General features: G+C 55.7%; 26 protein-coding genes. 22 read left to right on the top strand and 4 right to left on the bottom strand.

What is annotated here, in order from left to right; translation table 11 throughout:
- Positions 1-49 precede the first annotated feature (49 nt).
- The 5 genes from KNP68_RS07320 to KNP68_RS07300 all read left to right on the top strand — a co-directional run bounded on the left by KNP68_RS07320 (position 50) and on the right by KNP68_RS07300 (position 4,189).
- Entirely contained in the window at positions 50-1,105 is a 1,056-nt protein-coding gene (locus KNP68_RS07320; protein WP_029594987.1) for an acyltransferase family protein, read from the top strand.
- Positions 1,106-1,178: 73 nt separating this feature from the next.
- Positions 1,179-1,514, top strand: a complete 336-nt coding sequence (locus KNP68_RS07315) for an Asp23/Gls24 family envelope stress response protein (RefSeq protein WP_029594988.1) — start codon at positions 1,179-1,181, stop codon at positions 1,512-1,514.
- A 200-nt stretch (positions 1,515-1,714) separates the two neighbouring features.
- Entirely contained in the window at positions 1,715-2,380 is a 666-nt protein-coding gene (gene pgmB / locus KNP68_RS07310; protein ID WP_021066537.1) for a beta-phosphoglucomutase, read from the top strand.
- 218 nt (positions 2,381-2,598) lie between these two features.
- Positions 2,599-3,012, top strand: coding sequence for a Rok-like winged helix domain-containing protein (locus tag KNP68_RS07305; protein ID WP_021066538.1), 414 nt, complete (start codon positions 2,599-2,601; stop codon positions 3,010-3,012).
- 124 nt (positions 3,013-3,136) lie between these two features.
- Positions 3,137-4,189 carry a glycosyltransferase family 4 protein gene (locus KNP68_RS07300; protein WP_021066539.1) on the top strand — a complete coding sequence of 351 codons (1,053 nt, stop codon included), beginning with the start codon at positions 3,137-3,139 and terminating at the stop codon, positions 4,187-4,189.
- 48 nt (positions 4,190-4,237) lie between these two features.
- Here KNP68_RS07300 and KNP68_RS07295 read toward each other — a convergent pair whose 3' ends face one another.
- Both KNP68_RS07295 and KNP68_RS07290 read right to left on the bottom strand, forming a co-directional pair.
- The gene (locus KNP68_RS07295) at positions 4,238-5,260 is read right to left on the bottom strand and encodes an LCP family protein (RefSeq protein ID WP_214799200.1); all 1,023 of its coding nucleotides are present in this window, start codon (positions 5,258-5,260) and stop codon (positions 4,238-4,240) included.
- Positions 5,261-5,301: 41 nt separating this feature from the next.
- Positions 5,302-5,943 carry a YigZ family protein gene (locus tag KNP68_RS07290; RefSeq protein WP_214799198.1) on the bottom strand — a complete coding sequence of 214 codons (642 nt, stop codon included), beginning with the start codon at positions 5,941-5,943 and terminating at the stop codon, positions 5,302-5,304.
- 174 nt (positions 5,944-6,117) lie between these two features.
- Here KNP68_RS07290 and KNP68_RS15285 point away from each other — a divergent pair, with 174 nt between their 5' ends.
- The 6 genes from KNP68_RS15285 to treC all read left to right on the top strand — a co-directional run bounded on the left by KNP68_RS15285 (position 6,118) and on the right by treC (position 13,031).
- Entirely contained in the window at positions 6,118-7,242 is a 1,125-nt protein-coding gene (locus tag KNP68_RS15285) for a sensor histidine kinase (RefSeq protein WP_214799197.1), read from the top strand.
- A 25-nt stretch (positions 7,243-7,267) separates the two neighbouring features.
- The gene (locus tag KNP68_RS07280) at positions 7,268-7,960 is read left to right on the top strand and encodes a response regulator transcription factor (protein WP_021066543.1); all 693 of its coding nucleotides are present in this window, start codon (positions 7,268-7,270) and stop codon (positions 7,958-7,960) included.
- 94 nt (positions 7,961-8,054) lie between these two features.
- Positions 8,055-8,903 (top strand): DegV family protein, encoded by an 849-nt coding sequence (locus KNP68_RS07275; RefSeq protein WP_058764224.1) that lies wholly within the window; start codon positions 8,055-8,057, stop codon positions 8,901-8,903.
- A 91-nt stretch (positions 8,904-8,994) separates the two neighbouring features.
- A complete protein-coding gene (gene treR / locus KNP68_RS07270) occupies positions 8,995-9,660 on the top strand; it encodes a trehalose operon repressor (RefSeq protein ID WP_251130829.1) in 666 nt (221 codons plus the stop codon).
- 201 nt (positions 9,661-9,861) lie between these two features.
- On the top strand, positions 9,862-11,310 hold the full coding sequence (gene treP, locus KNP68_RS07265) for a PTS system trehalose-specific EIIBC component (RefSeq protein ID WP_058764222.1): 1,449 nt from the start codon (positions 9,862-9,864) through the stop codon (positions 11,308-11,310).
- Positions 11,311-11,393: 83 nt separating this feature from the next.
- Entirely contained in the window at positions 11,394-13,031 is a 1,638-nt protein-coding gene (gene treC, locus KNP68_RS07260) for an alpha,alpha-phosphotrehalase (protein ID WP_214756318.1), read from the top strand.
- Positions 13,032-13,085: 54 nt separating this feature from the next.
- Here the strand turns inward: treC and KNP68_RS07255 are convergent, their stop codons facing one another.
- The gene (locus KNP68_RS07255; RefSeq protein WP_131472897.1) at positions 13,086-13,439 is read right to left on the bottom strand and encodes a hypothetical protein; all 354 of its coding nucleotides are present in this window, start codon (positions 13,437-13,439) and stop codon (positions 13,086-13,088) included.
- A 182-nt stretch (positions 13,440-13,621) separates the two neighbouring features.
- Between KNP68_RS07255 and KNP68_RS07250 the strand changes: the two genes are divergently transcribed.
- From KNP68_RS07250 to KNP68_RS07200, 11 genes are all read left to right on the top strand, one after another.
- On the top strand, positions 13,622-14,779 hold the full coding sequence (locus KNP68_RS07250) for a helicase-related protein (RefSeq protein WP_214799193.1): 1,158 nt from the start codon (positions 13,622-13,624) through the stop codon (positions 14,777-14,779).
- Positions 14,776-15,444, top strand: coding sequence for a ComFC family protein (locus KNP68_RS07245; protein ID WP_214799192.1), 669 nt, complete (start codon positions 14,776-14,778; stop codon positions 15,442-15,444). The genes KNP68_RS07250 and KNP68_RS07245 overlap by 4 nt, the downstream gene beginning before the upstream one ends.
- Positions 15,445-15,463: 19 nt before the next feature.
- Positions 15,464-15,847, top strand: coding sequence for a flagellar protein (locus KNP68_RS07240; RefSeq protein WP_029595002.1), 384 nt, complete (start codon positions 15,464-15,466; stop codon positions 15,845-15,847).
- 24 nt (positions 15,848-15,871) lie between these two features.
- Positions 15,872-16,123, top strand: coding sequence for a flagellar biosynthesis anti-sigma factor FlgM (locus KNP68_RS07235; protein WP_021066556.1), 252 nt, complete (start codon positions 15,872-15,874; stop codon positions 16,121-16,123).
- A 112-nt stretch (positions 16,124-16,235) separates the two neighbouring features.
- Entirely contained in the window at positions 16,236-16,592 is a 357-nt protein-coding gene (gene flgN / locus KNP68_RS07230; protein WP_214799190.1) for a flagellar export chaperone FlgN, read from the top strand.
- Between the two features lie 12 nt (positions 16,593-16,604).
- Positions 16,605-18,098 carry a flagellar hook-associated protein FlgK gene (flgK, locus tag KNP68_RS07225; protein ID WP_214799188.1) on the top strand — a complete coding sequence of 498 codons (1,494 nt, stop codon included), beginning with the start codon at positions 16,605-16,607 and terminating at the stop codon, positions 18,096-18,098.
- A gap of 6 nt (positions 18,099-18,104) precedes the next feature.
- The gene (gene flgL, locus KNP68_RS07220; RefSeq protein WP_214799186.1) at positions 18,105-19,034 is read left to right on the top strand and encodes a flagellar hook-associated protein FlgL; all 930 of its coding nucleotides are present in this window, start codon (positions 18,105-18,107) and stop codon (positions 19,032-19,034) included.
- A gap of 3 nt (positions 19,035-19,037) precedes the next feature.
- Complete coding sequence (locus tag KNP68_RS07215) at positions 19,038-19,613, top strand: DUF6470 family protein (RefSeq protein WP_214756327.1); 576 nt, start codon at positions 19,038-19,040, stop codon at positions 19,611-19,613.
- Positions 19,614-19,628: 15 nt separating this feature from the next.
- Complete coding sequence (fliW, locus tag KNP68_RS07210) at positions 19,629-20,066, top strand: flagellar assembly protein FliW (protein WP_214756328.1); 438 nt, start codon at positions 19,629-19,631, stop codon at positions 20,064-20,066.
- Positions 20,066-20,293: a carbon storage regulator CsrA gene (gene csrA, locus KNP68_RS07205; RefSeq protein WP_021066562.1), complete on the top strand. Its 228-nt coding sequence runs from the start codon at positions 20,066-20,068 to the stop codon at positions 20,291-20,293. The genes fliW and csrA overlap by 1 nt, the downstream gene beginning before the upstream one ends.
- A gap of 99 nt (positions 20,294-20,392) precedes the next feature.
- A complete protein-coding gene (locus KNP68_RS07200) occupies positions 20,393-21,448 on the top strand; it encodes a GGDEF domain-containing protein (RefSeq protein WP_251131476.1) in 1,056 nt (351 codons plus the stop codon).
- Positions 21,449-21,479: 31 nt separating this feature from the next.
- Here KNP68_RS07200 and KNP68_RS07195 read toward each other — a convergent pair whose 3' ends face one another.
- Positions 21,480-22,394, bottom strand: coding sequence for a YitT family protein (locus tag KNP68_RS07195; protein ID WP_021066564.1), 915 nt, complete (start codon positions 22,392-22,394; stop codon positions 21,480-21,482).
- Between the last annotated feature and the right edge of the window lie 85 nt (positions 22,395-22,479).

Here is a 22,479-nt window from a genome sequence, read left to right as displayed (position 1 = left end):
CAAAAAAGAGAGAACATCAGAAAACTAATAAAGAACTAGAGGGAAAGACATGCGAAATCATTGGTACGATAATATTAAAGGCGTGCTCGTCTTGCTCGTCGTGTTCGGTCACTTGTTGACCGACGTACGCGGCGCGTATGACGACATCCTGCCGAAATGGGTCTATTTATTTTTATACACGTTCCACATGCCGTTGTTCATCATGTTGAGCGGTTACTTCTTCCGGGAGAACCGTTATTTGCGCGTCATCCAGTTGTTCGTCGTCTACGTCATCTGGCAAGTGATTCTCGGCTCGTGGTTCGCCTTCACCGAGGGCATCCCGCTCTTATCACTCGAGAACCCTGCACTGAACATCTTGACGCCGTATTGGGCGCTCTGGTATTTGATGGCGATTATCATCTGGTACGTCATCACCCCGTACGTGACACAATTGAAAGGATACGTGCTGTTCGCGCTCTTGTTCGCGCTCCTGTTCGGCTTCCAAGCTGAGTCGACTGGGTTCTTCGCGCTCCGAAAAGTCATCATGTTCTACCCGTTCTTCTTGATCGGGAACTGGATGAGCGAACGGAACACGTTGAACTTCTTTGAATTGCCGAAGCGGGCCGAGCAACGCAACCGTTACCGGATTGGCGGTTTTGCCGTCTTCACAACGCTCACGCTCGGGCTACTCGCCTCGATGAGTTTCCAACAGGAGGGTACGTTCTATCATATCGGTAACTTGTTCAAATTCCGGTTCGCCTATGAGTCGGCGGTGCCGGAGGCGATTTGGAGCGGGCCGTTCGCTTTCTTGATCGTCTACACGGTGTCGATTCTTATGGCAATCAGCTTCGCCTTGATGATTCCAGGGCGTGAACTGCCGGTGTTCACCCGGGCCGGGAAGTATAGCCTCTACGTCTATTTGGTGCACGTCTTCCTCGTCGTCGCCTGGAAGGCGTTCATCCCAGCCGGTTTCATGCCGACGTCGTGGCTCCAATTGCTCGTCTTGTTCGGCGTCGCCTTCTTGATCGTCCTGGTCATTATCAGCCCGCCGGTCGTCAAGCTGTTGAAGCCGCTCGTCGAGATTGACGTTCGCCGTGCCCAAGATATGAAGGACGTGAAATCGTAAACCCTTTTCTAAATGGCGGTTTTCCGCTACACTTTAAGATGGGAAGCGAAACTAGAGTTAAGGAAGTGACACCATGCCATACGAAAATGGAATGCACAGCACTGAAGGAGACGTCAACGTCTCACGCCACGTCGTGGAAATGATCGCCGCTGTCGTGGTCAAAGAGACGAAATACGTGTCGTTCACACAAGAAGATACGAAATTGTCAGAGCGCGCGCTCATGAAGCACGTCAAAGTCGACGAGTCGTCAGAAGGCGTCACAATCAACTTGTCACTTTACATCGCGTACGGTCAATCGATCGTCAAGACGGTGACGGCCGTGCAAGAACGCATCACGCAAGACATGGACACGATGCTTGCCATGACACCGTTATCGGTGAACGTGAAAGTCGTCGGAATCCAATTATAAGTCGTGGGAGAAGCACCTGCTTCTCCTGCTTTTTTATTTTTTTGCGAAAGCGGTTGCATGATGATGGCTTTTTCATTTATAATAGAAATCGAACAAGTGCAACCGTTTGCATCAATGACCAATCGTGCAACGGGTACTTGTCAAGTTCCCTTAATGTAGTCTGACGACAGAAGCATTAGAAGGAAAGGCGGAAAGCATGTATGTCGACGATTGAAGCAGTCATTTTTGATTTGGACGGTGTCATCACTGACACCGCGGAGTACCATTACCTCGCTTGGAAACAACTTGGAGAAGAGCTCGATATTCCGTTTGACCGCGAGTTCAATGAGACGCTAAAAGGCGTGAGTCGGACGGACTCGCTCGAGCGCATCCTCGCGCTCGGTGGAAGACAGGACGATTTCACACCGGATGAAAAAGCGGAACTCGCACAGAAGAAGAACGAGCATTACGTTGAACTCATTCAACACATCTCTTCAGCCGACTTGTTGCCGGGCATCATTTCATTCCTCGATGAAATTAAAGAGGCTGGTCTCAAAATCGGAATGGCTTCGGCTTCTAAAAACGCATTCGCGGTCGTAGACGCACTTGGTGTCCGTCATTACTTCGATCACATTGTCGATGCAGCAACTGTCGCCGAATCAAAACCACATCCCGAAGTGTTTTTGAAGGCTGCCTCTGCCCTTGGCGTGAAACCCGAACATGCCATCGGCGTTGAAGACGCAGCTGCAGGCGTAACTGCAATCAAAGCGGCAAACATGTTTGCTGTCGCCGTCGGGGAAGAGTCGATGCTCGGTCATGCAGACCTCATCGTTTCTTCGACCGATGAACTCTCGCTCGCACGCATCCTCGAACGCGTCGGCGCGTAAAGACTACGATCATCTTCCGTGAGATGACGACTGCCCCGAACAGTCGTCATCTTTTTGTGTTGGTCCAAAAGACCTAAAATAGATAGAAATGCCTAAAAATAGATGACAAGTACATTACAAAACCGTTACACTTTTATATGGGAACAAGTAATAACTGGTAATAATTGATGAATTTGGGTGATGGGGAACATCAATTAGGTGTAGAGGAGGATTTGTGCATGGAATCTACAAACGTGAATGAAAATATTTATCGGGAACTGATGGAGATCGAAGAGTCGTATCGCCAGCTGCAACGCCGGGCCGAGTATTTGATTTCGGAACTGAACCGGAACAAGCGGGAAGAAGAATCGCTACTCGATCCGTCAAAACGAATGCGCCCACGTCGCGTCAATCAACGTTATCCGCTCGAGGTCTATGTCCATCAGGTAACAGACCTGTTGAAGGAACGGAAGACGATGAGCGTGCGGGACATTCAAATGGAGCTCGAGTTGCGTTATCGTCACCACATTAGCAATATTTACCAGCTAATGGTGAAAATCGAGTCCGTCAATCCTGACATCAAAAAAGTAGGACGCGGGTTATATACATACGAAGCCACGGATGACGTGACGACGCACCCGGCCCACGCCTGACCAGACCCGACGAGATTCACTCGTCGGGATTTTTTGTTGTAACATTTCTGATACGTCTCGCCTCACAGGAAATATGCTATAATTCGCCAGAGTCTATTTTTTTATGAGAGAGGAACGTTGGCCCATGTTATGGATTGCCATGTTGGTCAGTTTTGTGATGGCCATCTTGATCACGCCGCTCGTTCGCCGGTTTGCTTTTCTGATCGGAGCGGTCGATCACCCGAACGCCCGAAAAGTACATTTACGGACGATGCCACGGATCGGCGGCCTCGCCATCTTCATCGCTTTCTTTATCGGCTATGCGCTCCTATTGCCGACGAGCCGTTATAACGATGCCATCTTGATTGGGGCGGTCGTCATCCTGTTGACCGGCTTGATTGATGATCGCTTCCAACTGACGGCCCGCGTCAAACTGATGGGCCAGATGATCGCGACGGTCATCGTCTTGAACTCAGGCATGCGCATCGAATTGATTAACCTGCCGTTCGACCAACAGCTGTATCTCGGTTCGTGGAGCATCCCGGTGACGGTGCTCTGGCTGATCGGCATCACGAACGCCATCAACTTGATCGACGGTCTCGACGGACTCGCCGCCGGGGTCTCGAGCATCGCCCTCGGGACAATCGCGCTGCTCGCAATCATCCAAGGGAACGTTTATTTGACGATGATGGCGCTGTTGCTCCTGGCGAGCACGCTCGGCTTTCTCGTCCATAACTTCTATCCAGCGAAGATATTCATGGGCGACACCGGGGCGCTCTTCCTCGGCTATATGCTCGCCGTCTTCTCCTTGATCGGATTCAAGAACGTGACGCTGTTCTCGCTCGTCGTCCCGGTCCTCTTGCTCGGTCTGCCGATCTCGGACACGATTTTTGCGATCGTCCGTCGGCTCGTGCAAGGGCGTCCGCCGATGTCGCCTGATAAGTCGCATATGCATCACCAGTTGATCGATATGGGCTTCACGACGCGGCAAGCCGTCCTGCTCATGTATGGGATGACGTTCTTCTTCGGCATCGCCTCGATTCTGTTCGCGAAGACGACGATGCTCGGAGCGATCATCACGTTCGTCATCGTCCTGATCGTCATCGAGCTGATCGTCGAGTCGACCGAGTTGATTCACCCGAACTATAAGCCGATTATCCAGACGTCCCGGCGTCTGCTCGGACGGCCGAAGACGTGAATCATTAAAAAATGCCCAAGGACACGATGTCCTTGGGCGTTTTTGTGGTCAGTAGGTCGTCGTCTCGCTGAAACCGTCTTCCGTTTCATTCAAGCCGTCGCCCGTTCCGTTGTCACTGTCTTCCGCCGTGAGCGGGAGGCCGAGCTCGGTCTTCAAGAGCGAGCGCTTGTCACTCAAGTCGGCCGGGTCGAGCTCGTAATAGTAGACGCCGCCGATCGTCAAGTCGCCGCCTGCGAGCGTCTCCTGGTTGAACGAGCGGAGCGACTTCGTGTACGGCTGCAACTGAGACGCCTCGGAGAGGGACATGTTCGTTCGGATGTTATCGCCGACCGCATTCATGATCCGGTTTAGCTTCGTGAACGAATTGATTGTCGTCGCCTCGTTGATGATGGCCTCGAGCACTTGCTGTTGACGCTTCGCCCGTCCGACGTCGCCTTCAGGGTCGTCTTTGCGCATGCGTGCATAGGCGAGCGCTTCTTTGCCGTCTAGCGTCTGGACGCCTGGTTGGAGTTCGACATTGCCGGTCGCCCGTCCAGAGATCGGGACGAGCACATCGACCTCGACGCCGCCGACCGCATCGACGAGATCCTCGATGCCATCAAAGTTGATCGTCGCATAATAGTCGATTGGGATGTCGAACAGCTTCTCGACCGTCGCGATCGTCGTGTCGATGCCACCGTAGGCGTAGGCGTGGTTAATTTTGTCTTTGAACTCACCGTCGGTCGTGACGATATCGACGTACGAGTCACGCGGGATGCTAACGAGCGTCACTTGGCGTGATTCCTTGTTAAACGTCGCCACCATGAGCGAGTCGGTCCGTCCTTCTTCGAGCGAGGCGCCGCCATCGACACCGGCGAGTAGGACGGAGAAGTGATCTTTCGTCAAATCGACCGTCTCTTCACGACGATCCGACTTGTCCCCGCGTGTCAGTTCGCTGTTCGTGTTCTCCGCCGCCTCGTTCGCTTTGAAGACGAAGTAGCCGAAGGCCGACCCGCCGATCAGCAAGACGAGTCCGAACACGAGCAGTACGATTTTCCACACAGGACGTTTCTTGCGGGAGTCTTGTTCCATGTCGTCTCCTCATTTCATTCGTTTCCTTTAGTATACGTGACCTACCGCACAAAATCACGTTCGATGATACGTTGGTCCTGGGTCTCGAGTCCTCCTTGGCCGTTCGTCAAATCGACGAGCCAGGCGAGGGCGGCCTCAGTCTCTTCGACCGGCACCGAGATGTGGAACGTGACGGTGTCCGCGTAGACGATGTCATCGAGGAGGTACGACGATTGCCGCAGCTCGTTCTCGACCTTGCCGATCCAGCCGTAATCGACCGTGAGCGTCAAACGTTGCATCGGGATGCGTTCGACGATGCCGACCGCGTCGAGCCCTTCGCTCACCGTGCCGCCGTAAGCGCGGATGAGTCCGCCTCCGCCGAGCTTGATGCCGCCGAAGTAGCGGGTGACGACGACGACCGTATCCTTCAATTCGCGTTTACGGAGCACCTCGAGCATCGGCAACCCGGCCGTCCCGCTCGGTTCCCCGTCATCGTTCGCTTTTTGGAACTCGTTCCGTTCGCCGATGATATAGGCCGAACAGTTATGATTGGCGCTCCAATGCGCCTTCTTAATGGCTTGGATGAACGCCTGCGCCTCCTCTTCGGACGTGACGCGTTTGAAGTGGGCGATAAATTTTGACTTTTGAATGACGACCTCGTATTCTCCGTCTTGTTTTATAGTATAATTTTGTTCAGCAGACATTTCTGAAAATTCTCCTTTCTATTTTTGAATATTTTTTTTAAAATTCAAGTAGGCGTCAACGCCAGTTGCGGCGAAAGGGAAGGAGAGCCTCCAATTTTTACTGTAAACGAACGTTCCGCAGACGATAATAGGAATAGATGAGGACTTACTACCGAATTATTAGGGGATGGCATCGTGAATCATATTACCGATCGTACAGCTTTAGAACATATCATAACAAATATGATTGATACGGTGACGGAAAGTAAAGAGGAGATCGTCCGGATTACCGAGAGTTCGGCCAACGAGTATTCGTTGATTCAGAACGAACTGAAAGAGTTGACGCAAAAGATTGAGTTTTATATCGAGGAGTCGGAACGGCTCGACCTGCTCGTGAAAGCGGCGAAGAACAAACTCGTCCAAGTGAGCAAGAAGTTTCATATACATAGCGAGCAAGAGATTCGGGAGGCGTACGAACGCGCCAACCAAATGCAGCTCGAGCGTTTTCTCATCCAAAAAGAAGAGATGGCCGGCCAACAGCGCCGCAACGACCTTGAACGTCGCCTGCTTATCCTCGAGGACACGATTGAGCGGGCCGACAAGCTCGTCAGCCGCGTCTCCGTCGTGCTGAACTTCCTGCGGGACGACCTGCAGCAAGAATACTCGGACATGATGAAGAAGCAAGAGATGGCCATCAGTGTCTTTGAAGCGGCCGAACGTGAACGGCGCCACCTCGCCCGTGAGATGCACGACGGACCGGCGCAATCGCTTGCTCACATCTTGATTCGGGCCGACTTAATCGAGAAGACGTACGACAAGCGGGGGAAAGACGAGGCGTTCGCCGAACTGCATGAGTTGAAACGACTCATCCGTGGCGCGCTCGTCGACGTCCGGCGTCTCATCTACGACCTTCGTCCGATGTCGCTCGACGACCTCGGTTTCTTGCCGACGCTCGAACGGTATCTCCATCAGACGGAGGAATACACGGCCATCAAGACCCGGCTCAACTACCGGGGCTCACGGGCCCGACTTCCCGAAAAATTGGAGATTAACGTGTTCCGGCTCGTCCAAGAGGCCGTCCAAAACGCAATCAAACATTCGAAGACGGCGGAGATTATCGTCAACGTCGAGCAAGCGCATGATGCGATACATATTCATGTACGCGACCATGGGGTCGGATTCGTGCCGAGTTCGATTGGCGAAGAGTCATTCGGGATCGTTGGGATGCGAGAACGGATTGAGCTTGTGAACGGAAGCATGACCATTGATTCGGAAGTCGGCAAAGGGACGGTCGTCCGCATGTCGATTCCAATCACGTAAGACAAGAACAAGGGGGAGTATCCAGATGGAACAATTACAAACACGCATCGCGATTGTGGATGACCATGAGCTGTTTCGAGAAGGCTTGAAACGGATTTTTGATTTAGAGGACGAGTTCACGGTCGTCGCCGAAGGGCGCACCGGGATTGAGGCGATTCGCATCGCCGCGGACCACAAGCCGGAAATCTTGATTCTCGATATCAACATGCCGGAATTGAACGGGATCGAGGCGACGAAGCAGTTGTCCGTGCTCTCACCAGAGACGCGCGTCCTCATCTTGTCGATTCACGACGATGAGTCGTACATCACGCATGCACTCGAAGCCGGAGCATCTGGGTTCTTGCTCAAAGAAGTCGCATCGACCGAGCTCATCTCGGCCGTGCGTTCGGTCGCAAAGGACGGGGCCTACTTACACCCGAAAGTGACGACGAACGTCTTGAAAGAGTACCGTCGTTTACTCCAATTCAAAGGCGAACAGGCTGGCCGTAACGTCGAGAGCCGTACCGACGATCCGGTATACCAATTGCTCTCACGCCGTGAAGTCGAAGTGTTGCACTTGCTCGCCGAGGGCCGCTCGAACCGCGACATCAGCGATATGCTGTTCATCAGCGAGAAGACCGTCAAGAACCACGTCTCATCTGTACTCCGCAAGATGGAAGTGAACGACCGCACACAAGCCGTCGTCGATGCCATCCGTCGCGGATGGGTCGAGATTTGACCTCGACCGATGCAATACATCGTTTTTATGCTACAATATGGAATGGAATCCACATTCAATTGGAAAATGAAACGATGTAAAGTGAGGATATAGCATGGGAAACATAGCCATTTTGACCGACAGTACCGCCTATTTGCCGGCCGAATTTTGTGAGCGCCACGACGTCCACGTCGCACCGCTCAGCGTGATTTTTGACGGGGAGTCGTTCCGCGAAGCCGTCGATATCACGACCGAGGCTTTTTATGACCGGATCGAGGCAGGGAACTTGCCGACGACGTCCCAGCCGAGCATCGGTGAAACGATTGAACTGATTGAGCGTCTCCCGAACGAGGTGACGGACGTGATCGCGATCACACTCTCGAGCGGCATCAGCGGGACGTATCAATCGATGATCGCCTTGAACGACATGGTCGACGTCAACGTTCACGCATTCGATTCGGAGATCTCATGTATGCCTCAAGCGTTCCTCGTCGAGGAAGCGATTCATTTACGCGATGCAGGCGCGTCGGCGCAAGAAATCATGGCTCACCTTGAAAAGATGCGCGAGTTGATTCGGGCGTACTTCGTCGTCGATGACCTCGACCACCTCCAACGAGGCGGCCGACTCAGCGCGGCGCAAGCGCTCGTCGGGTCGTTCCTTCAAATCAAACCGGTGCTTCATTTCCAAGACCGGATGATCGTCCCGTTCGAGAAGATTCGGACGTACAAGAAGGCGGTCCGTCGCATCGAAGAGATGATGGAACAGTCGATTCAAGGCGACGGGACAGGCTACTGTATCGGCATCATCCACGCCAACTGCCCGGAACGTCAGGCCGAGGAAATCGCCTCGATGAAACAGAAGTTTCCGCAGGCGCATGTCACGGGCGGTCATTTCGGACCGGTCATCGGGACACACCTTGGGCCAGGCGCAATCGGCATCACGTGGTATCGCCGCGAATGGTAAACAAAAGACGGCCATCTGGTCGTCTTTTTCGATAGAGAGGAGTGAGCCTGTGGCCAAATATCGTCAAATCTATGAGCGTCTCGCCGAGCGGATGAAGACGGGCGAGTATGCGGCGGAGTCGAAACTGCCGTCCGAGACCGAACTCATGCACGAGTACGAGGCGAGTCGAGGGACGGTCCGGAAAGCGCTCGATTTGCTCCAAGAGCACGGCTACGTCCGGAAGCATCACGGGAAAGGCGTGTTCGTGCTGCGGCGCGATCAAATCGAATTCCAGTTCAACGGCATCGTCAGTTTCTCCGAAGTGTACGCCAGCATGCTCGGTCGCTCGATTCAGACATCGGTCGCCTCGTTCGAGGACATCGAGGCGCCGGCGTGGCTCGCCGACCGGATGAATTTGACGCCGGGGACACGCATGTTCCGGATTGAACGGATCCGCAACTTCGATGGTGAGAACGTCATCTTAGACGTGAACTATTTCGTCAAAGACCTCGTGCCCGGCCTGACAGAAGAAATCGCCGCGCAATCGATTTACGCCTATGTCGAGCACGAGCTCGGGATGCAAATCAGTTACGCCAAACGGAAGATTGCGGCCGAGGACGTGACCGAGCTCGACCGGTTGCGGCTCGACCTGCACGATTATGAATACGTCATCGTCATCACGAACGACACGTTCCTCTATGAGGGCAGACAGTTCGAATATACCGAGTCCCGCCACCGGCTCGACAAGTTCCAGTTCAGCGATGTGGCGCGCCGGTAAGGCTCCTTTTTCGAAAGGAGTCTTTTTTCGTTTTGAATCAAGGCAAGAGGGAACAAAAATACTGAACGCCTGTCACATAGTTGTCACACCTAACTTATATAGATAAGTTGTTGACATGACTTATCTATATAAGTTAAACTTTGTTTGTACTCATAAGTAACCGTTTTCAACAAACGTTTTCAAACAAAGGAGGCCTACAATATGAAGGCAGATTATCGTCAAATAGCCGCGGATATCCTTGAAGCCATCGGGGGCAAGGATAACGTCGACAAAGCGGCACACTGTGTCACGCGGCTCCGTCTTTCGTTGAAAGACCAGTCGCTCGTCAATGAAGCGAAAGTGAAAGAAGCCGATCTCGTCAAAGGCGCATTCGAAAACTCGGGTGTGTATCAGGTCGTCATCGGGGCCGGGGACGTCGAGCGTGTCTACGCCGAGTTCATCAAACTCGCTGGGCTTGAAGCGGCGACGGTCGCCGAGGTCAAATCGTCGGGCGGTAAGAAGATGAACCCGCTCCAGAAGCTCGTCAAAGTGTTCTCGGACGTGTTCATGCCGATCATCCCGGCCATCATCGTTGCCGGTCTATTGATGGGGATTAACAACTTGCTCGCCTCAGAAGGACTGTTCGTCGAAGGCGCGACGTTGATTGAGGAATATCCGAACCTACAAGGGTTATGGGATCTCGTCAACATGATGGCAAATACGGCGTTCGTCTTCCTCCCGGCACTCGTCGGTTGGTCGGCGACGAAACGGTTCGGCGGCAGCGAAGTGCTCGGGATCGTCATGGGTCTCTTGCTCGTCCACCCGGATCTCTTGAATGCATGGGGTTACGGACAAGCAGCGCTGGAGGGCGACGTTCCGACGTTCAATATCCTCGGCTTGTTCGAGATCGAGAAAGTTGGCTACCAAGGTCAGATTCTTCCGATTTTGGCCGCGGCCTTCATTTTAAGCCATATTGAAATTTTCTTGAAAAAACATGTACCGAATGCGATTCAATTGCTCGTCGTGCCAATCACGACAATCGTCATCACTGGTTTCCTTGCGCTTTCGATTGTCGGACCGCTCACACGTGGCCTCGGTAACTTGATCGCAACGGGAATCGTCAACGTGTTTGAAGCGGTACCGGTCGTCGGGGCACTCCTGTTCGGTCTGCTCTACGCACCACTCGTCGTTACCGGGATGCACCACTTGTTCCTCGCCATCGACCTGCAGCTCATCGCGGAGACGAACGGGACGTTCCTCTGGCCGATGCTCGCTTTGTCGAACATCGCCCAAGGTGCAGCCGCACTCGCGATGTTCCTCGTGTTCAAACACGACGCCAAACAAAAGAGTATGGCTTCGACGTCATCGATCTCGGCATTCTTCGGGATCACCGAGCCGGCCATGTTCGGGGTGAACTTGCCGAACAAGTTCCCATTCTACTCGGCGATGATCGGGTCGGCCGTCGCGGCGGTGTTCATCACATTGAACGACGTCCAGGCGTTCGCTGTCGGGGTCGGGGGTCTTCCTGGATTCCTGTCAATCTTCACCGATAAGATTCTTATCTTCATCGTCGGGATGGTCATCGCCCTCGTCATTCCGTTCGTGTTGACGCTCGCCCTGTCGAAACGTTACATGAAAAAAGGCGAGATCGAGAAAAACAAAGTCGCATAAGAAGATTACTGACAAGGGGAGGGACGGAGGTTCTTCCCCTTTTCCTATCGAAATGAAAACTCTTACAAAAGGAGACTACATCTATGACACAACCAAACTGGCGTAAATCCGTCGTCTATCAAATCTATCCGAAAAGCTTCTATAGCCCGGAAGGCAATGCCACCGGCTCCATCAAAGGGGTGACGGCGAAGCTCGATTACTTGGCCGAGCTCGGCATCGAATACATTTGGATGACCCCGGTGTACAAGTCGCCGCAAAACGACAACGGCTATGACGTCAGCGACTACTATGCGATCGATCCATCCTACGGGACGATGGACGACCTCGACGAGCTCGTCCGCGAGGCCGAAGCGCGCGGCATCGGGCTCATGATGGACATCGTCGTCAACCACTCCTCGACCGAGCATGAATGGTTCCAGAAGTCGCTCGCCGGGGATGAGCGTTATCGCGACTACTACATCTGGCGCGACGAACCGACGAACTGGGAGTCGAAGTTCGGCGGCAACGCCTGGAAATATGACGAGGCGAGCGGTCAGTACTACCTTCACTTGTTCGACGTGACCCAGGCCGACTTGAACTGGGAGAACGAGCAGATGCGCGAGGACGTCTATGAGATGATGCGCTTCTGGCGCGACAAAGGCATCAAAGGGTTCCGCCTCGACGTCATCAACTTGATCTCGAAGCAGCAGGACTTTCCGCAAGACGACTCGGACGGCCGCAAATTCTATACGGACGGGCCGCGTATCCATGAATATTTGAAAGAGATGAACCGCGAGGTGTTCGACGGCCACGACGTCATCACGGTCGGCGAGATGTCATCGACGACGCTCGACCACTGCGTCCGCTACTCGAGCCCGGACGAGCGCGAGCTCAGCATGACGTTCAGCTTCCATCACTTGAAAGTCGACTATCCGAACGGCGAGAAGTTCGTCGCCGCCCCGTTCGACTTCATCCAACTGAAAGACATCATGTCGACGTGGCAGGAAGGGATGCACGGCAAGGGCTGGAACGCCATCTTCTGGTGCAACCATGACCAGCCGCGCGTCGTCAGCCGGTTCGGCAACGACACCGACCATCGCGTCGAGAGCGCGAAGATGCTCGCGACCGTGCTCCATGGCCTCCAAGGGACACCGTACATCTATCAAGGCGAGGAGATCGGCATGACGAACCCAGGCTTCGACTCGCTCGACGAGTATCGTGACATCGAGACGCTCAACGCCTATAACTTGAAACGCGAACAGGGCGTGTCGCACGAGGACATGATGGCCGCCATCAAACAGAAGTCGCGCGACAACTCGCGGACGCCGATGCAGTGGGACGCGACGCCGCACGCCGGCTTCACGAGCGGGACGCCGTGGATCAACGTGGCGCCGAACTATACCGATGTCAACGTCGAGACGGCGCTCGACGACCCGAACTCGGTGTTCTACCACTACAAGAACTTGATCTCGCTCCGCAAAGAGTTCGACGTGTTGACGGACGGGGACTATACGCTCCTCACACCGGACGCGCTCGACGTCTGGGCGTACACGCGGAAGACGGAAGACGAGGAAGTGCTCGTCGTCGCCAACTTCTACGGCCCTGAGACGACGTATGAGATCCCGGCAGGTTTCTCGCAGGCCGAGGTCGTCAGCCACAACTATGACGTGCCGCAGCTCGACGGGACGACGTTGTCGCTCCGGGCGTATGAGGCGATCATGTTCTACAAGCGGAACGCATAACGAGAAAAACTCGCCAGACGAAAAATCGTCTGGCGAGTTTTTTGATTATAGGTGTTAGTCGAAGGCGTCGCGTCTGTCCAATGACCGTGAGACGTTCGCGACATCCCCGATATTGTCGTCCACGACGTCTCCGGCTCGAGTGACGCGAACCCACAACTCAGCTTCGACATGGGACGGGGACGCGAACAAGACGTAATACTTCGCATCGTACAGGGATAAGTACGTCACGTCGGTCACGACGAGTTCCATCTCGGGATACGTCGTGTCGACATACGTTTCGGCTGCTCGGACGGCTCGTTGTTCGGCCGCCTCACTGCCGTTCAGCACATACCACACCCACCAACCGAGACAGAACACGGCCATCATTCCGAGTACGGTCAAGACGTTATGAAGCGGTCGTTTGTGCATCGGACACCTGCTTTCCAATTATTGGACTACGCTTAGTATAAAAGAGATGTTGCACCGTTCGCCTCGGTCGTAAGTCGCAAATGGCTCAGGTTCCGTACGGGAATGGTGCCGCTACATGCTGACAACGCCTCATGTCCGACGGCTTCTCATATGATATCCTCATTCAAAAAGGACTGATTGTATTGGGACAACTCATCATCGCTCCGACCGGCACGCCCGCCATCCGCTTCGGCATCTGTCAACGCTGTCTGAGCGCGGACACCCGCTCGTTCACGTGCCACCACGGTGCGTGCCGCTATTGCCGGAATTGCCTCCATCTCGGCCGTGTCTGTCAGTGCGACCGTCTCGGGGAAGAAGACATCACGACACCGGTCGAACCGACGGAACTCGTCATGCCGTTCGAGCTGTCGACCGACCAGCAACACATCAGCCGGCAGTTGCTCACCTGGTGGGAATCTCGGACGAGCGGGCTCGTCCATGCCGTCTGCGGAGCCGGGAAGACGGAGATGACATTCCCGGTCATCGCGCGCGTCGTCAATGAAGGGAAGCGTGTCCTCATCGTCTCGCCGCGCCGTGACGTCGCCATCGAATGGGTCGACCGGCTCGAGGCCGCCTTCTCCGTCCCGGTCACCCGGCGCTACGGGGGCGGGGACAAGGACACGATTGGGATGATCACTGTCGCGACGGCGCCGCTGCTCGTGAACTTACGACATGTCTTCGATTACGTCCTCGTCGATGAGTCTGATGCCTTCCCGTTCGCCTTCGATTTGGCACTTTGGTGGACGCTCCGCCGAGCCGGGAAAGGCCTATTCTTGTTCGTGACGGCGACGCCGACCGTCTGGCAGCGCCAGTTTCCGACCGTGCAGCTATCGCGTCGCTATCACGGCCACGACTTGCCGGTGCCGCGACTCGTCCGTGAGACGGGGCAAGCCATCCTCGACTTCAGCGGGCAATACGAGGGGTCCCCACGTTTGCTGTTCGTCCCGACGAAGCCGGACCTCGTCCGTTATGGGGAACTGCTCGCGGCGAACGGGTTCGGCTACCAGGCCGTCTCGGCAGATACCAATGAGCGGACGGATACACTCGAATGGCTCGAGGCGACGAACGGGATCGTGCTCGCGACGTCGATTTGGGAGCGGGGCATGACCGTGACCGGGGTCAACGTCGCCGTCCTCGACAGCAGCCACGCCTTGTTCTCGTCCCGCGCCCTCGTCCAGATGGCAGGGCGGGCCGGTCGGAAACCGACCGCGCCGACCGGGGATGTCGTCTTCTTCTACCACGAGCGCACGTTCCGGCAAGACCGGGCCATCCGCGAGATCGAGGAGGCGAACCGGCGATGAACTGTCTCGTCTGCCGAAAACCGTTCGCTATTCCGTGGAGCCCGGCGACGCTCTTAAAACGGGACTGGGTCTGCCCGGACTGCGAGGGGAGATTGACCCCGATCATCTCGGGCTGCCCGCGCTGCGGCCATCCGACCGAGGACGGGGCGACATGCGACGATTGCGTCCGGTGGCTTGCCCTCGGTCTCGATTTGACCGTGCGCTCGCTCTACCTATATGACGAGGCGGGTGTGAACTGGCTCCACCGCTACAAGTTCGGCGGTGACGTCGTCCTGGCCAATCAGATGCGCCCGGTACTAAGGCAGCTGCGAGAACCGGATGTCGTCTACGTGCCGATTCCGCTCAGTGAGGAGCGGATGCGGACACGGCGTTTCAATCAGGCGGAGCTGCTCGCAAGGATGATTGGACCGACGGAGCAGGTGCTCGTCAAATCCGAGGTTTCGAGTCAGCGTGAACTTGGGAAAGAAGAAAGGCGGCACCGTACGAATCCGTTCGCTGTACAGCAGTTGCCACGCTGTGGCAAAATTGTCCTCGTCGACGACGTCTATACGACGGGGACGACGCTCCATCAGGCGGCGCTCACCTTGCGCTGGGCCGGGGTGGAACAAGTTTCTGCCGTTTGCCTGTTCCGGACGCTAAACAAATTAAAAATGCGTCCGATATAAAGGGCAGAGGTGAATGACTGTGGAAGCAACAACTTGTCAAACGTGCGGACGGCTGTTCATGAAACAAAGCCGCTCGCCATACTGCCCATCCTGCGCGGAAGTCGATTTCCAAAACTTCTTGAAAGTCCGGGACTTCATCCGCGAACCCGCCAACAAACAGACGACGATCGGAGCCCTCGTCGAAGCGACAGGCGTCTCCGAACTTGATATCACGCGATACATCCATGAAGGACGCCTGATCATCAAGGACAATCCGTCACTGAACATCGCCTGCGTGCGTTGCGGCAATCCGACGAACCAAGGAAAGGTATGCGCGGACTGTCAGACCGACATGCAGCAAGAACTGAAAGGGCTACAAGCCAGCGTCACGAAACAGAGCGTTCGCGCTTATCGTTTGGATTAACAACTGAGAAGAGGGGGGACACGTATGCGCATCGATTCTGCAAAGTGGGTACACTTACCGAACACTTACGAGAAGAAAACGCAACCTGAGACGAAGCCCGAGCTGACACGCCAAACGGACCAATTATCGATATCGGCCGAAGCCCGCGCCCGGTTTGAAGAACCGGTGAAACACCCGGAGCGTCTGGAAAAAATCAACGCCTTGAAGGCGGAGATTAACGCCGGGACGTATTCACGGGACGCGCGCGACATCGCCAAACGCTTTCTACAAGGATGAATGAAAGCGGGGTCCGAGGGAGACCTTCGCATAAATAAGATGGCACGGAAGCTGACTAAACAAGGGACACCCTTTCTTTAGTCGGCTCTTTTTTTGGACAAAGGAGAGACTTATGCTCACATTACATACACGTTTACTCGAACTGGCTTATGACAAAGAACGACTGCTCGTCAACGGAGACATGCCCGCTTTTAGCTCACTCGTCAAGGAAGAGGCGACGATTCTCCGACAAATCAAACAAAAAGAAGCGGAACGACTTCAAGGAACGCTCGTTTTGGACGATGAAGAGAAAGAAGCGTTACGACCGGTCGTCCTCGAGCTGAAACGGCAGAATGAACTGAACGCCGTCCTGCTCGAACAGTCGCTCCGGTATATCGAATGGCATTTGGACATGCTCATGCCAGAGGCAGATGATTTCACGTACGGTCAACAGGCGCTCGAGACGCGCTCGTTCAGCCGGGATGTATAAGGAGGAAGTTTGATGGGCTCAACATTTATGGGATTAGAAACGGCGCGACGCAGTTTAACGACGCACCAATGGGCGCTCCAGGCGACGGGGAATAACGTCGCCAACGCCTCGAATCCGGGTTACTCGCGCCAACGCTTGTCACTCGGCATGACCGAACAACTCAGCGTCAACTTCGGGGGAACGAAGGCCGGGCAGTTCGGGACTGGTGTCCGCGGCGAGACGCTCGCCCGAATCCGCGATTTGATGATCGACCAGCAATACCGCGACGAGTCGGTGAAGAACGCCTACTACGCGACGAAAGAGGCGGCGTTCGGTCGGATGGAGGATATCGTCAACGAGCCTTCCGAGACAGGGCTCGCCAAATCGCTCGACTTGTTCTGGGCCTCGCTCCAAGACTTGTCGGTCAACCCGGATGACGCCGGCGCGCGCAGTGTCGTGCGCCAACGGGCGATGACGCTCGCTGAGACGTTCAACTACATGTCGTCCTCGCTCCAAAAAGTGCAGGCCGACCTCGCCTCAGAAGGTGACGTCGTCGTCAAGAAAGTGAACGACTTGATGACAAAAATCAGTCAGGTCAACCGTCAAATCGGGGATGCGGAGCCGCTCGGCGTGCTCCCGAACGAACTGTATGACGAACGTGACCGCTATATGGACGAGCTCGCCCAATACATGGACTTCACACGCGTCCCGGTCGACTATACGAACGGGGAGTCGCGCGGTAACTCACAAAAAGTCGCTGAGGGCCGCATCGACATCGTCGTCTCGATCAATGGCGTCGACCACAAACTCGTCGACGGCATCAACGGCACGGTCGGATCGTTCGACGGTCTCGATATGACCGATGCAAGTGGAGCGGACGTGGCACTCACGCACGCCACGATGCCGAACGGCAAATGGAAAGCGCTCGTCGAGATGTACGGCACGGACACGCCAGAATCAGGCAGCGTGAACGGCGTCTACGCGACGATGTTGAAAGACTTGGACGAGATGGCCGGCAAGTTCGCTTCGGCGTTCAACACCGCCCATAGCACAAACATGGACGCCAAAGGCAACGCCGGAACGGCGAACTTCTTTGAAGGAACGGCGAGCGCTGCGACAATCAAAGTGAGCGACGCCGTCATGAACAACCTCGACTTGATCGCCGCGTCTCAAGACGGCAATATCGGGGACGGCAGCGGGGCCCTCGCCTTGGCGAACTTGAAGTCGGCCACGCTCAGCTTCGACGGGTCGGTCCAGACGGACACGTCGATCGGCAAATACTATCAGAACGTCATCGGCAACATGGCCGTCGCCGCCGACCAGAGCGGACGCCTCGCCAAGAGCACGTTCGCGCTCATGGCGAGCTCGGACCAGCGCCGCCAAGCGGTGAGCGCCGTGTCGCTCGACGAGGAGATGACGATGATGATTCAATATCAACACGCCTATAACGCGGCGGCCCGCAACATCACGGCCGTCGATGAGATGCTCGACAAAATCATCAACGGCATGGGTGTCGTAGGGAGGTAATGCTTGATGCGAGTCACACAGACGATGCTCACACAGACGAACTTGAAACACTTATCGAGCAGTTATAACAAGCTCGCCCAAGTGCAAGAACAGCTCATCAGCGGGAAACGGATTCAGAAGGCGTCCGAGGACCCGGTCGTCGCCATGCAAGGCATGCGCTACCGGACCGAGGTGCGTGAGGTCGACCAGTTCCGCCGCAACGTCAGCGAAGCGACGAGCTGGATGGACTTGACCGACTCGACGTTGAACGAAGTGACAGAAGCCGTCAAACGGATCCGCGAACTGACGACGCAGGCGGCGAACGACACGTACGAGTCGTCGCAACGTCAAATCATCCAAAGTGAGGTCAATCAGTTGATCGAACATATCGGCTCACTCGCGAACGCGAAGTCGGGCGAGAAATATATCTATAACGGCACGAAGACGGACCAACCGCTCGTCGACATGGACGCCTTGAAGGCGTTCCTCGCCGACCCGAACGGGGACGTCAACAGCATCTATCCGGACGGGGCACCGGCCGCGAGCGGCAAAGTCGCCTTCGAAGTATCGAAAGGCATCACTGTTCAAGTGAACATGCAGCCGGAGACGGTATTCGGGAGTGACGTGTTCGCCGGACTCCACGACCTCGTCTCGAAACTGGCCGATCCGAATACGACCGGTGAAGTGCTTTCGAATGAGCTCGCCGACCTCGACGTCATCGCCCAAAACTTGATCACGGAACGGGCCGAGCTCGGGGCGCGCGCCAATCGGCTAGAGCTCGTCGACAACCGCCTGCAAGAACATGAGATTATCGCCAAGACAATCATGTCCGATAACGAGGACATCGACATCGAAAAAGTCATCATGGAGCTTAAGTCTCACGAGACGGTGCACCGGGCCGCACTATCGGCCGGGGCGCGGATCATCCAACCGACGCTCCTCGACTTCCTCCGGTAAGCGATGAATATCGCCCGGCTTGAGATGCGGCAGACGCAGGCCGCCATCCAAATCACGTCGAACCGGCCCCACCTCGAGATGCGGCAAGGGCGGGCCGATGTGTCGATGACGCAAGGCAAGGTCGAGATGACCCAACAGACGACAGGCGGCACGCTCGAGATCGACTCGTCGGTCGCGCGCAGTGAAAGCAACTTGAAAGCCGCACTCGAGCTCGGCCGCCACTTCGGTCAGCTCGGGGAACAGGCGGCCCGGGAAGCGACGTCGACCACGGCCCGCGACGGGGACCGGCTCATGCGCATCGAGAACGGCAATCCGATTGCCGCGATGGCCGCCGAGAAGACGAGTGCCCCATACCCGGTTGTCGACATGGATTTCATGCCGAAGTCGCTCGACCGCGTGAAGTTGACGTATACGCCGGCGGATGTCAAAATCGAGTGGAACCTGACGCCGGCACAGATTGATGTATCACTCACCCCGGCCGACATCTCGTTCACGCCATGGACGACGGACATCTCGCTCCGTCAACAGGCATCGCTCGAGATGTGGCCGGTCGGTGGCATGTATGATGAGACGCGTTGAAAGTGAGGACAACCCATGTTCATTGAGACAGACTATTTTGGCAAAATCGAAGTAAATGAAGACGAGACGATCTCGTTCGTCAGCGAGATTCCCGGGTTCCCGGAATCGAAGACGTTCACCCTCATCCCGTACGGCGACGAGCTCCCGTTCTGGTCGCTCCAGTCGCTCGAGGATCCGGCCTGCGCCTTCGTCGTGACGAACCCGTTCTGGCACAAGTCGGACTATGCGTTCGAGTTGACCGACGGCGCGAAAGAGCAGCTCGGCATCGATGAGGCGGAACACGTCTCGGTGTATGCCATCGTGACGCTCCGCGATCCGTTCGACGCCTCGACGCTCAACTTGAAGGCCCCGATCGTCATCGAGACGAAAGAGCGGCGTGGGAAGCAGGTCATCTTGGATGACGTCTACCCGGCTCGGTTCCCGCTCGGCGGTCAGAAAGAAGAGGTGCGCTGATGCTCGTATTGAAACGAAAACAAGGCGAGGCCATCCATATCGGGGACGATGTGACGCTCACCGTGCTCGCCATCGAAGGCGACCAGGTCAAGCTCGGCATCGATGCCCCGCGCCATATCGATATTCATCGCCATGAGGTGTACGTCCAGATGCAGGCCGAGAACGAATCGGCCCGCGACAGCGCCAACTTGATGAAACAGATGATGCAAAACAAGTCGGAAGCGTGAGCTTCCGGCTTTTTAGCTGTCCTAAAATTTGGATAGGGTGACATGCGTCACTTTTGTACGATAGGATAGGAGGAAAGAAATGGCGGGAGAGGACAAGGCTTGGGTCAAGTCATCAACATCTTTTTCATCAATGTCAGTATCATCTATCTCGTTTTATCACTGGCCCTGTATCTCATGCGCCAGCTGTTGCCGATTCAGGCAGGTTCTCCTTATGCGGTCCGCATCTGGTTCGGTCTCGCCATGGGGCTCGCGGCCGTACTGTTGACGGTCAACTCGTTTCAAGTCGGAGAGGCAAGAGTCGACCTCCGGATTATCCCGCTCGCGCTCTCAGGCGCCTATGCCGGACCGGTCGGAGTCGCCGTCACGATGGGGTTGACTCTTCTCGGTCGCTTCGGTCTCGACGGCATGACCGACCAATTCATCCGCTCGTTCGGCACGCTCGGCTTGTTCTTCGTGTTGTCGCTCGTGTTAAATCGACTGGTGATGCGACGCGGTCACTTGTATTCGGCCTATCTCGTGTTCGGGGCCGTGCTCGTCTTGTTTCGAATTGCTGGTAATGTCCCGATCCAAGCGTTCACGACCGTGTTCTTGCCGTATTTCGTCATGACGTTCCTCGGTGGCTGGATGTGTTACTGGGTCGCGAAACAGATTGAGACGCACCTACGCATGTTCCGGCTGCACGCGCAGCGGGCGACGATTGACGAGCTGACGGGTCTCCCGAACCGCTATATGACGCTCGAACGATTGAACGAGGTCGAGATGTCGGGTCTCCCTTGGGCGCTGTTCGTCATCGATGTCGACCGGTTCAAGCAGTTGAACGATACATATGGCCATCGGGCCGGTGACGCGGCGCTTCATCACATCGGTCAAACGTTACAGGCGAACTGTCCGCCGGACGGCTTCGTCGGGCGCTACGGCGGGGAAGAGTTTCTGATGGTGCTCGAGGATGCCGGTGACGTCCGGGTGATCGCGGACGACATCGTCACGGTCATCCGCGACACCCCGTTCTCGTTCGAAGGGATGCACATCCCGATGACGGTTTCGCTCGGAGCATCGCTCGCCGGGGCCGAGCCGGGCACGGTCGTGTTCGAACGGGCCGACGCCGCCCTTTACGCGGCGAAGACGAGCGGGCGCGATCAAGCAAAAATCGGATAAACAAAAAATCGGTCCCGGGGGGCCGATTTTTTTAGTGGATATTTTTCTTTTTGAACTGGCCGCCCCGGACGTCATGGATATTGCCGATGGCGAGGAACGCCTTCTCGTCATAGTCGTCGAGGATGTCCTTCAATTTCGTTTCTTCTAATCGACTGATGACGGTGAAGACGACTTTCTTGCCGTCGCCCGTATAGGCCCCTTCACCGTGCAAGTACGTCACGCCCCGGCCGAGCCGGTCCATGATGGCCTGACCGATGTCGTCCGGCGCCGTCGTGATGATCCACGCCGCCTTCGACTGGTCGAGTCCCTCGAGCACAATATCGATCGTCTTGAAGGCGACGAAGTACGTGATGAGCGAGTACATCGCCCGGTCCCAGCTGAAGACGAAGCCGGCCGTCCCGAGGATGAAGATGTTGAAGAACATGACGATTTCGCCGACGGAGAACGGGAGCCGGTCCGTGAACGACACGGCTAAAATCTCGGTCCCGTCGAGCGACCCACCGGCCCGGATGACGAGGCCGATGCCGGCTCCGAGCAGGAAGCCGCCGAACACGGTCGACAATAGCAGGTCGTCCGTGAACGGCTCGATCGTATGGAGCAAAATCGTAAAGCCGGACATGAGCATGATGGCGATCAACGTGACGATGGCGAACGTCTTTCCGATTTGGCGATAGCCGAAGAAGATGAACGGCAAGTTGAACAGGACGAGCCAGATGGCGAGCTTCGTTTCCGTCAAATACGACGTGATGATCGAGACGCCGACGATGCCGCCGTCGATGATTTGGTTCGGGACGAGGAACGCCTCAAGCCCGATGGCGAAGATGAACGACCCAATCAACAGGAGTAGCCCCTTGGCGAGGAGTTCGGTCGGTTTGATCGGATTGTGGACACGTTTCAAACGGAGCACTTCCTCCGGAGACGGGGAAGGCATCGGTGGACGCTGCATCGGGGGTCACTCCTTTTTCTTTTCAGTATAGCAAACCTCACACGGGATGAAGCAGAAGCGGCAGAGAATCTGACACAAGTTTTTC

The sequence above is a fragment of the Exiguobacterium sp. s50 genome, from assembly GCF_018618175.1.
GTDB classification, from domain to species: Bacteria; Bacillota; Bacilli; order Exiguobacteriales; family Exiguobacteriaceae; genus Exiguobacterium; species Exiguobacterium chiriqhucha.
Note: the sequence above shows the minus strand (reverse complement) of the source record. Positions and strands in the feature narration are given on the sequence as shown.

Coding starts and splice junctions, on each gene's coding strand:
- KNP68_RS07320 (WP_029594987.1), top strand. CDS start 50: ATGCGAAATCATTGGTACGATAATATTAAAGGCGTGCTCGTCTTGCTC.
- KNP68_RS07315 (WP_029594988.1), top strand. CDS start 1,179: ATGCCATACGAAAATGGAATGCACAGCACTGAAGGAGACGTCAACGTC.
- pgmB (WP_021066537.1), top strand. CDS start 1,715: ATGTCGACGATTGAAGCAGTCATTTTTGATTTGGACGGTGTCATCACT.
- KNP68_RS07305 (WP_021066538.1), top strand. CDS start 2,599: ATGGAATCTACAAACGTGAATGAAAATATTTATCGGGAACTGATGGAG.
- KNP68_RS07300 (WP_021066539.1), top strand. CDS start 3,137: ATGTTATGGATTGCCATGTTGGTCAGTTTTGTGATGGCCATCTTGATC.
- KNP68_RS07295 (WP_214799200.1), bottom strand. CDS start 5,260: ATGGAACAAGACTCCCGCAAGAAACGTCCTGTGTGGAAAATCGTACTG.
- KNP68_RS07290 (WP_214799198.1), bottom strand. CDS start 5,943: ATGTCTGCTGAACAAAATTATACTATAAAACAAGACGGAGAATACGAG.
- KNP68_RS07280 (WP_021066543.1), top strand. CDS start 7,268: ATGGAACAATTACAAACACGCATCGCGATTGTGGATGACCATGAGCTG.
- KNP68_RS07275 (WP_058764224.1), top strand. CDS start 8,055: ATGGGAAACATAGCCATTTTGACCGACAGTACCGCCTATTTGCCGGCC.
- treR (WP_251130829.1), top strand. CDS start 8,995: ATGAAGACGGGCGAGTATGCGGCGGAGTCGAAACTGCCGTCCGAGACC.
- treP (WP_058764222.1), top strand. CDS start 9,862: ATGAAGGCAGATTATCGTCAAATAGCCGCGGATATCCTTGAAGCCATC.
- treC (WP_214756318.1), top strand. CDS start 11,394: ATGACACAACCAAACTGGCGTAAATCCGTCGTCTATCAAATCTATCCG.
- KNP68_RS07255 (WP_131472897.1), bottom strand. CDS start 13,439: ATGCACAAACGACCGCTTCATAACGTCTTGACCGTACTCGGAATGATG.
- KNP68_RS07245 (WP_214799192.1), top strand. CDS start 14,776: ATGAACTGTCTCGTCTGCCGAAAACCGTTCGCTATTCCGTGGAGCCCG.
- KNP68_RS07235 (WP_021066556.1), top strand. CDS start 15,872: ATGCGCATCGATTCTGCAAAGTGGGTACACTTACCGAACACTTACGAG.
- flgN (WP_214799190.1), top strand. CDS start 16,236: ATGCTCACATTACATACACGTTTACTCGAACTGGCTTATGACAAAGAA.
- flgK (WP_214799188.1), top strand. CDS start 16,605: ATGGGCTCAACATTTATGGGATTAGAAACGGCGCGACGCAGTTTAACG.
- flgL (WP_214799186.1), top strand. CDS start 18,105: ATGCGAGTCACACAGACGATGCTCACACAGACGAACTTGAAACACTTA.
- KNP68_RS07215 (WP_214756327.1), top strand. CDS start 19,038: ATGAATATCGCCCGGCTTGAGATGCGGCAGACGCAGGCCGCCATCCAA.
- fliW (WP_214756328.1), top strand. CDS start 19,629: ATGTTCATTGAGACAGACTATTTTGGCAAAATCGAAGTAAATGAAGAC.
- csrA (WP_021066562.1), top strand. CDS start 20,066: ATGCTCGTATTGAAACGAAAACAAGGCGAGGCCATCCATATCGGGGAC.
- KNP68_RS07195 (WP_021066564.1), bottom strand. CDS start 22,394: ATGCAGCGTCCACCGATGCCTTCCCCGTCTCCGGAGGAAGTGCTCCGT.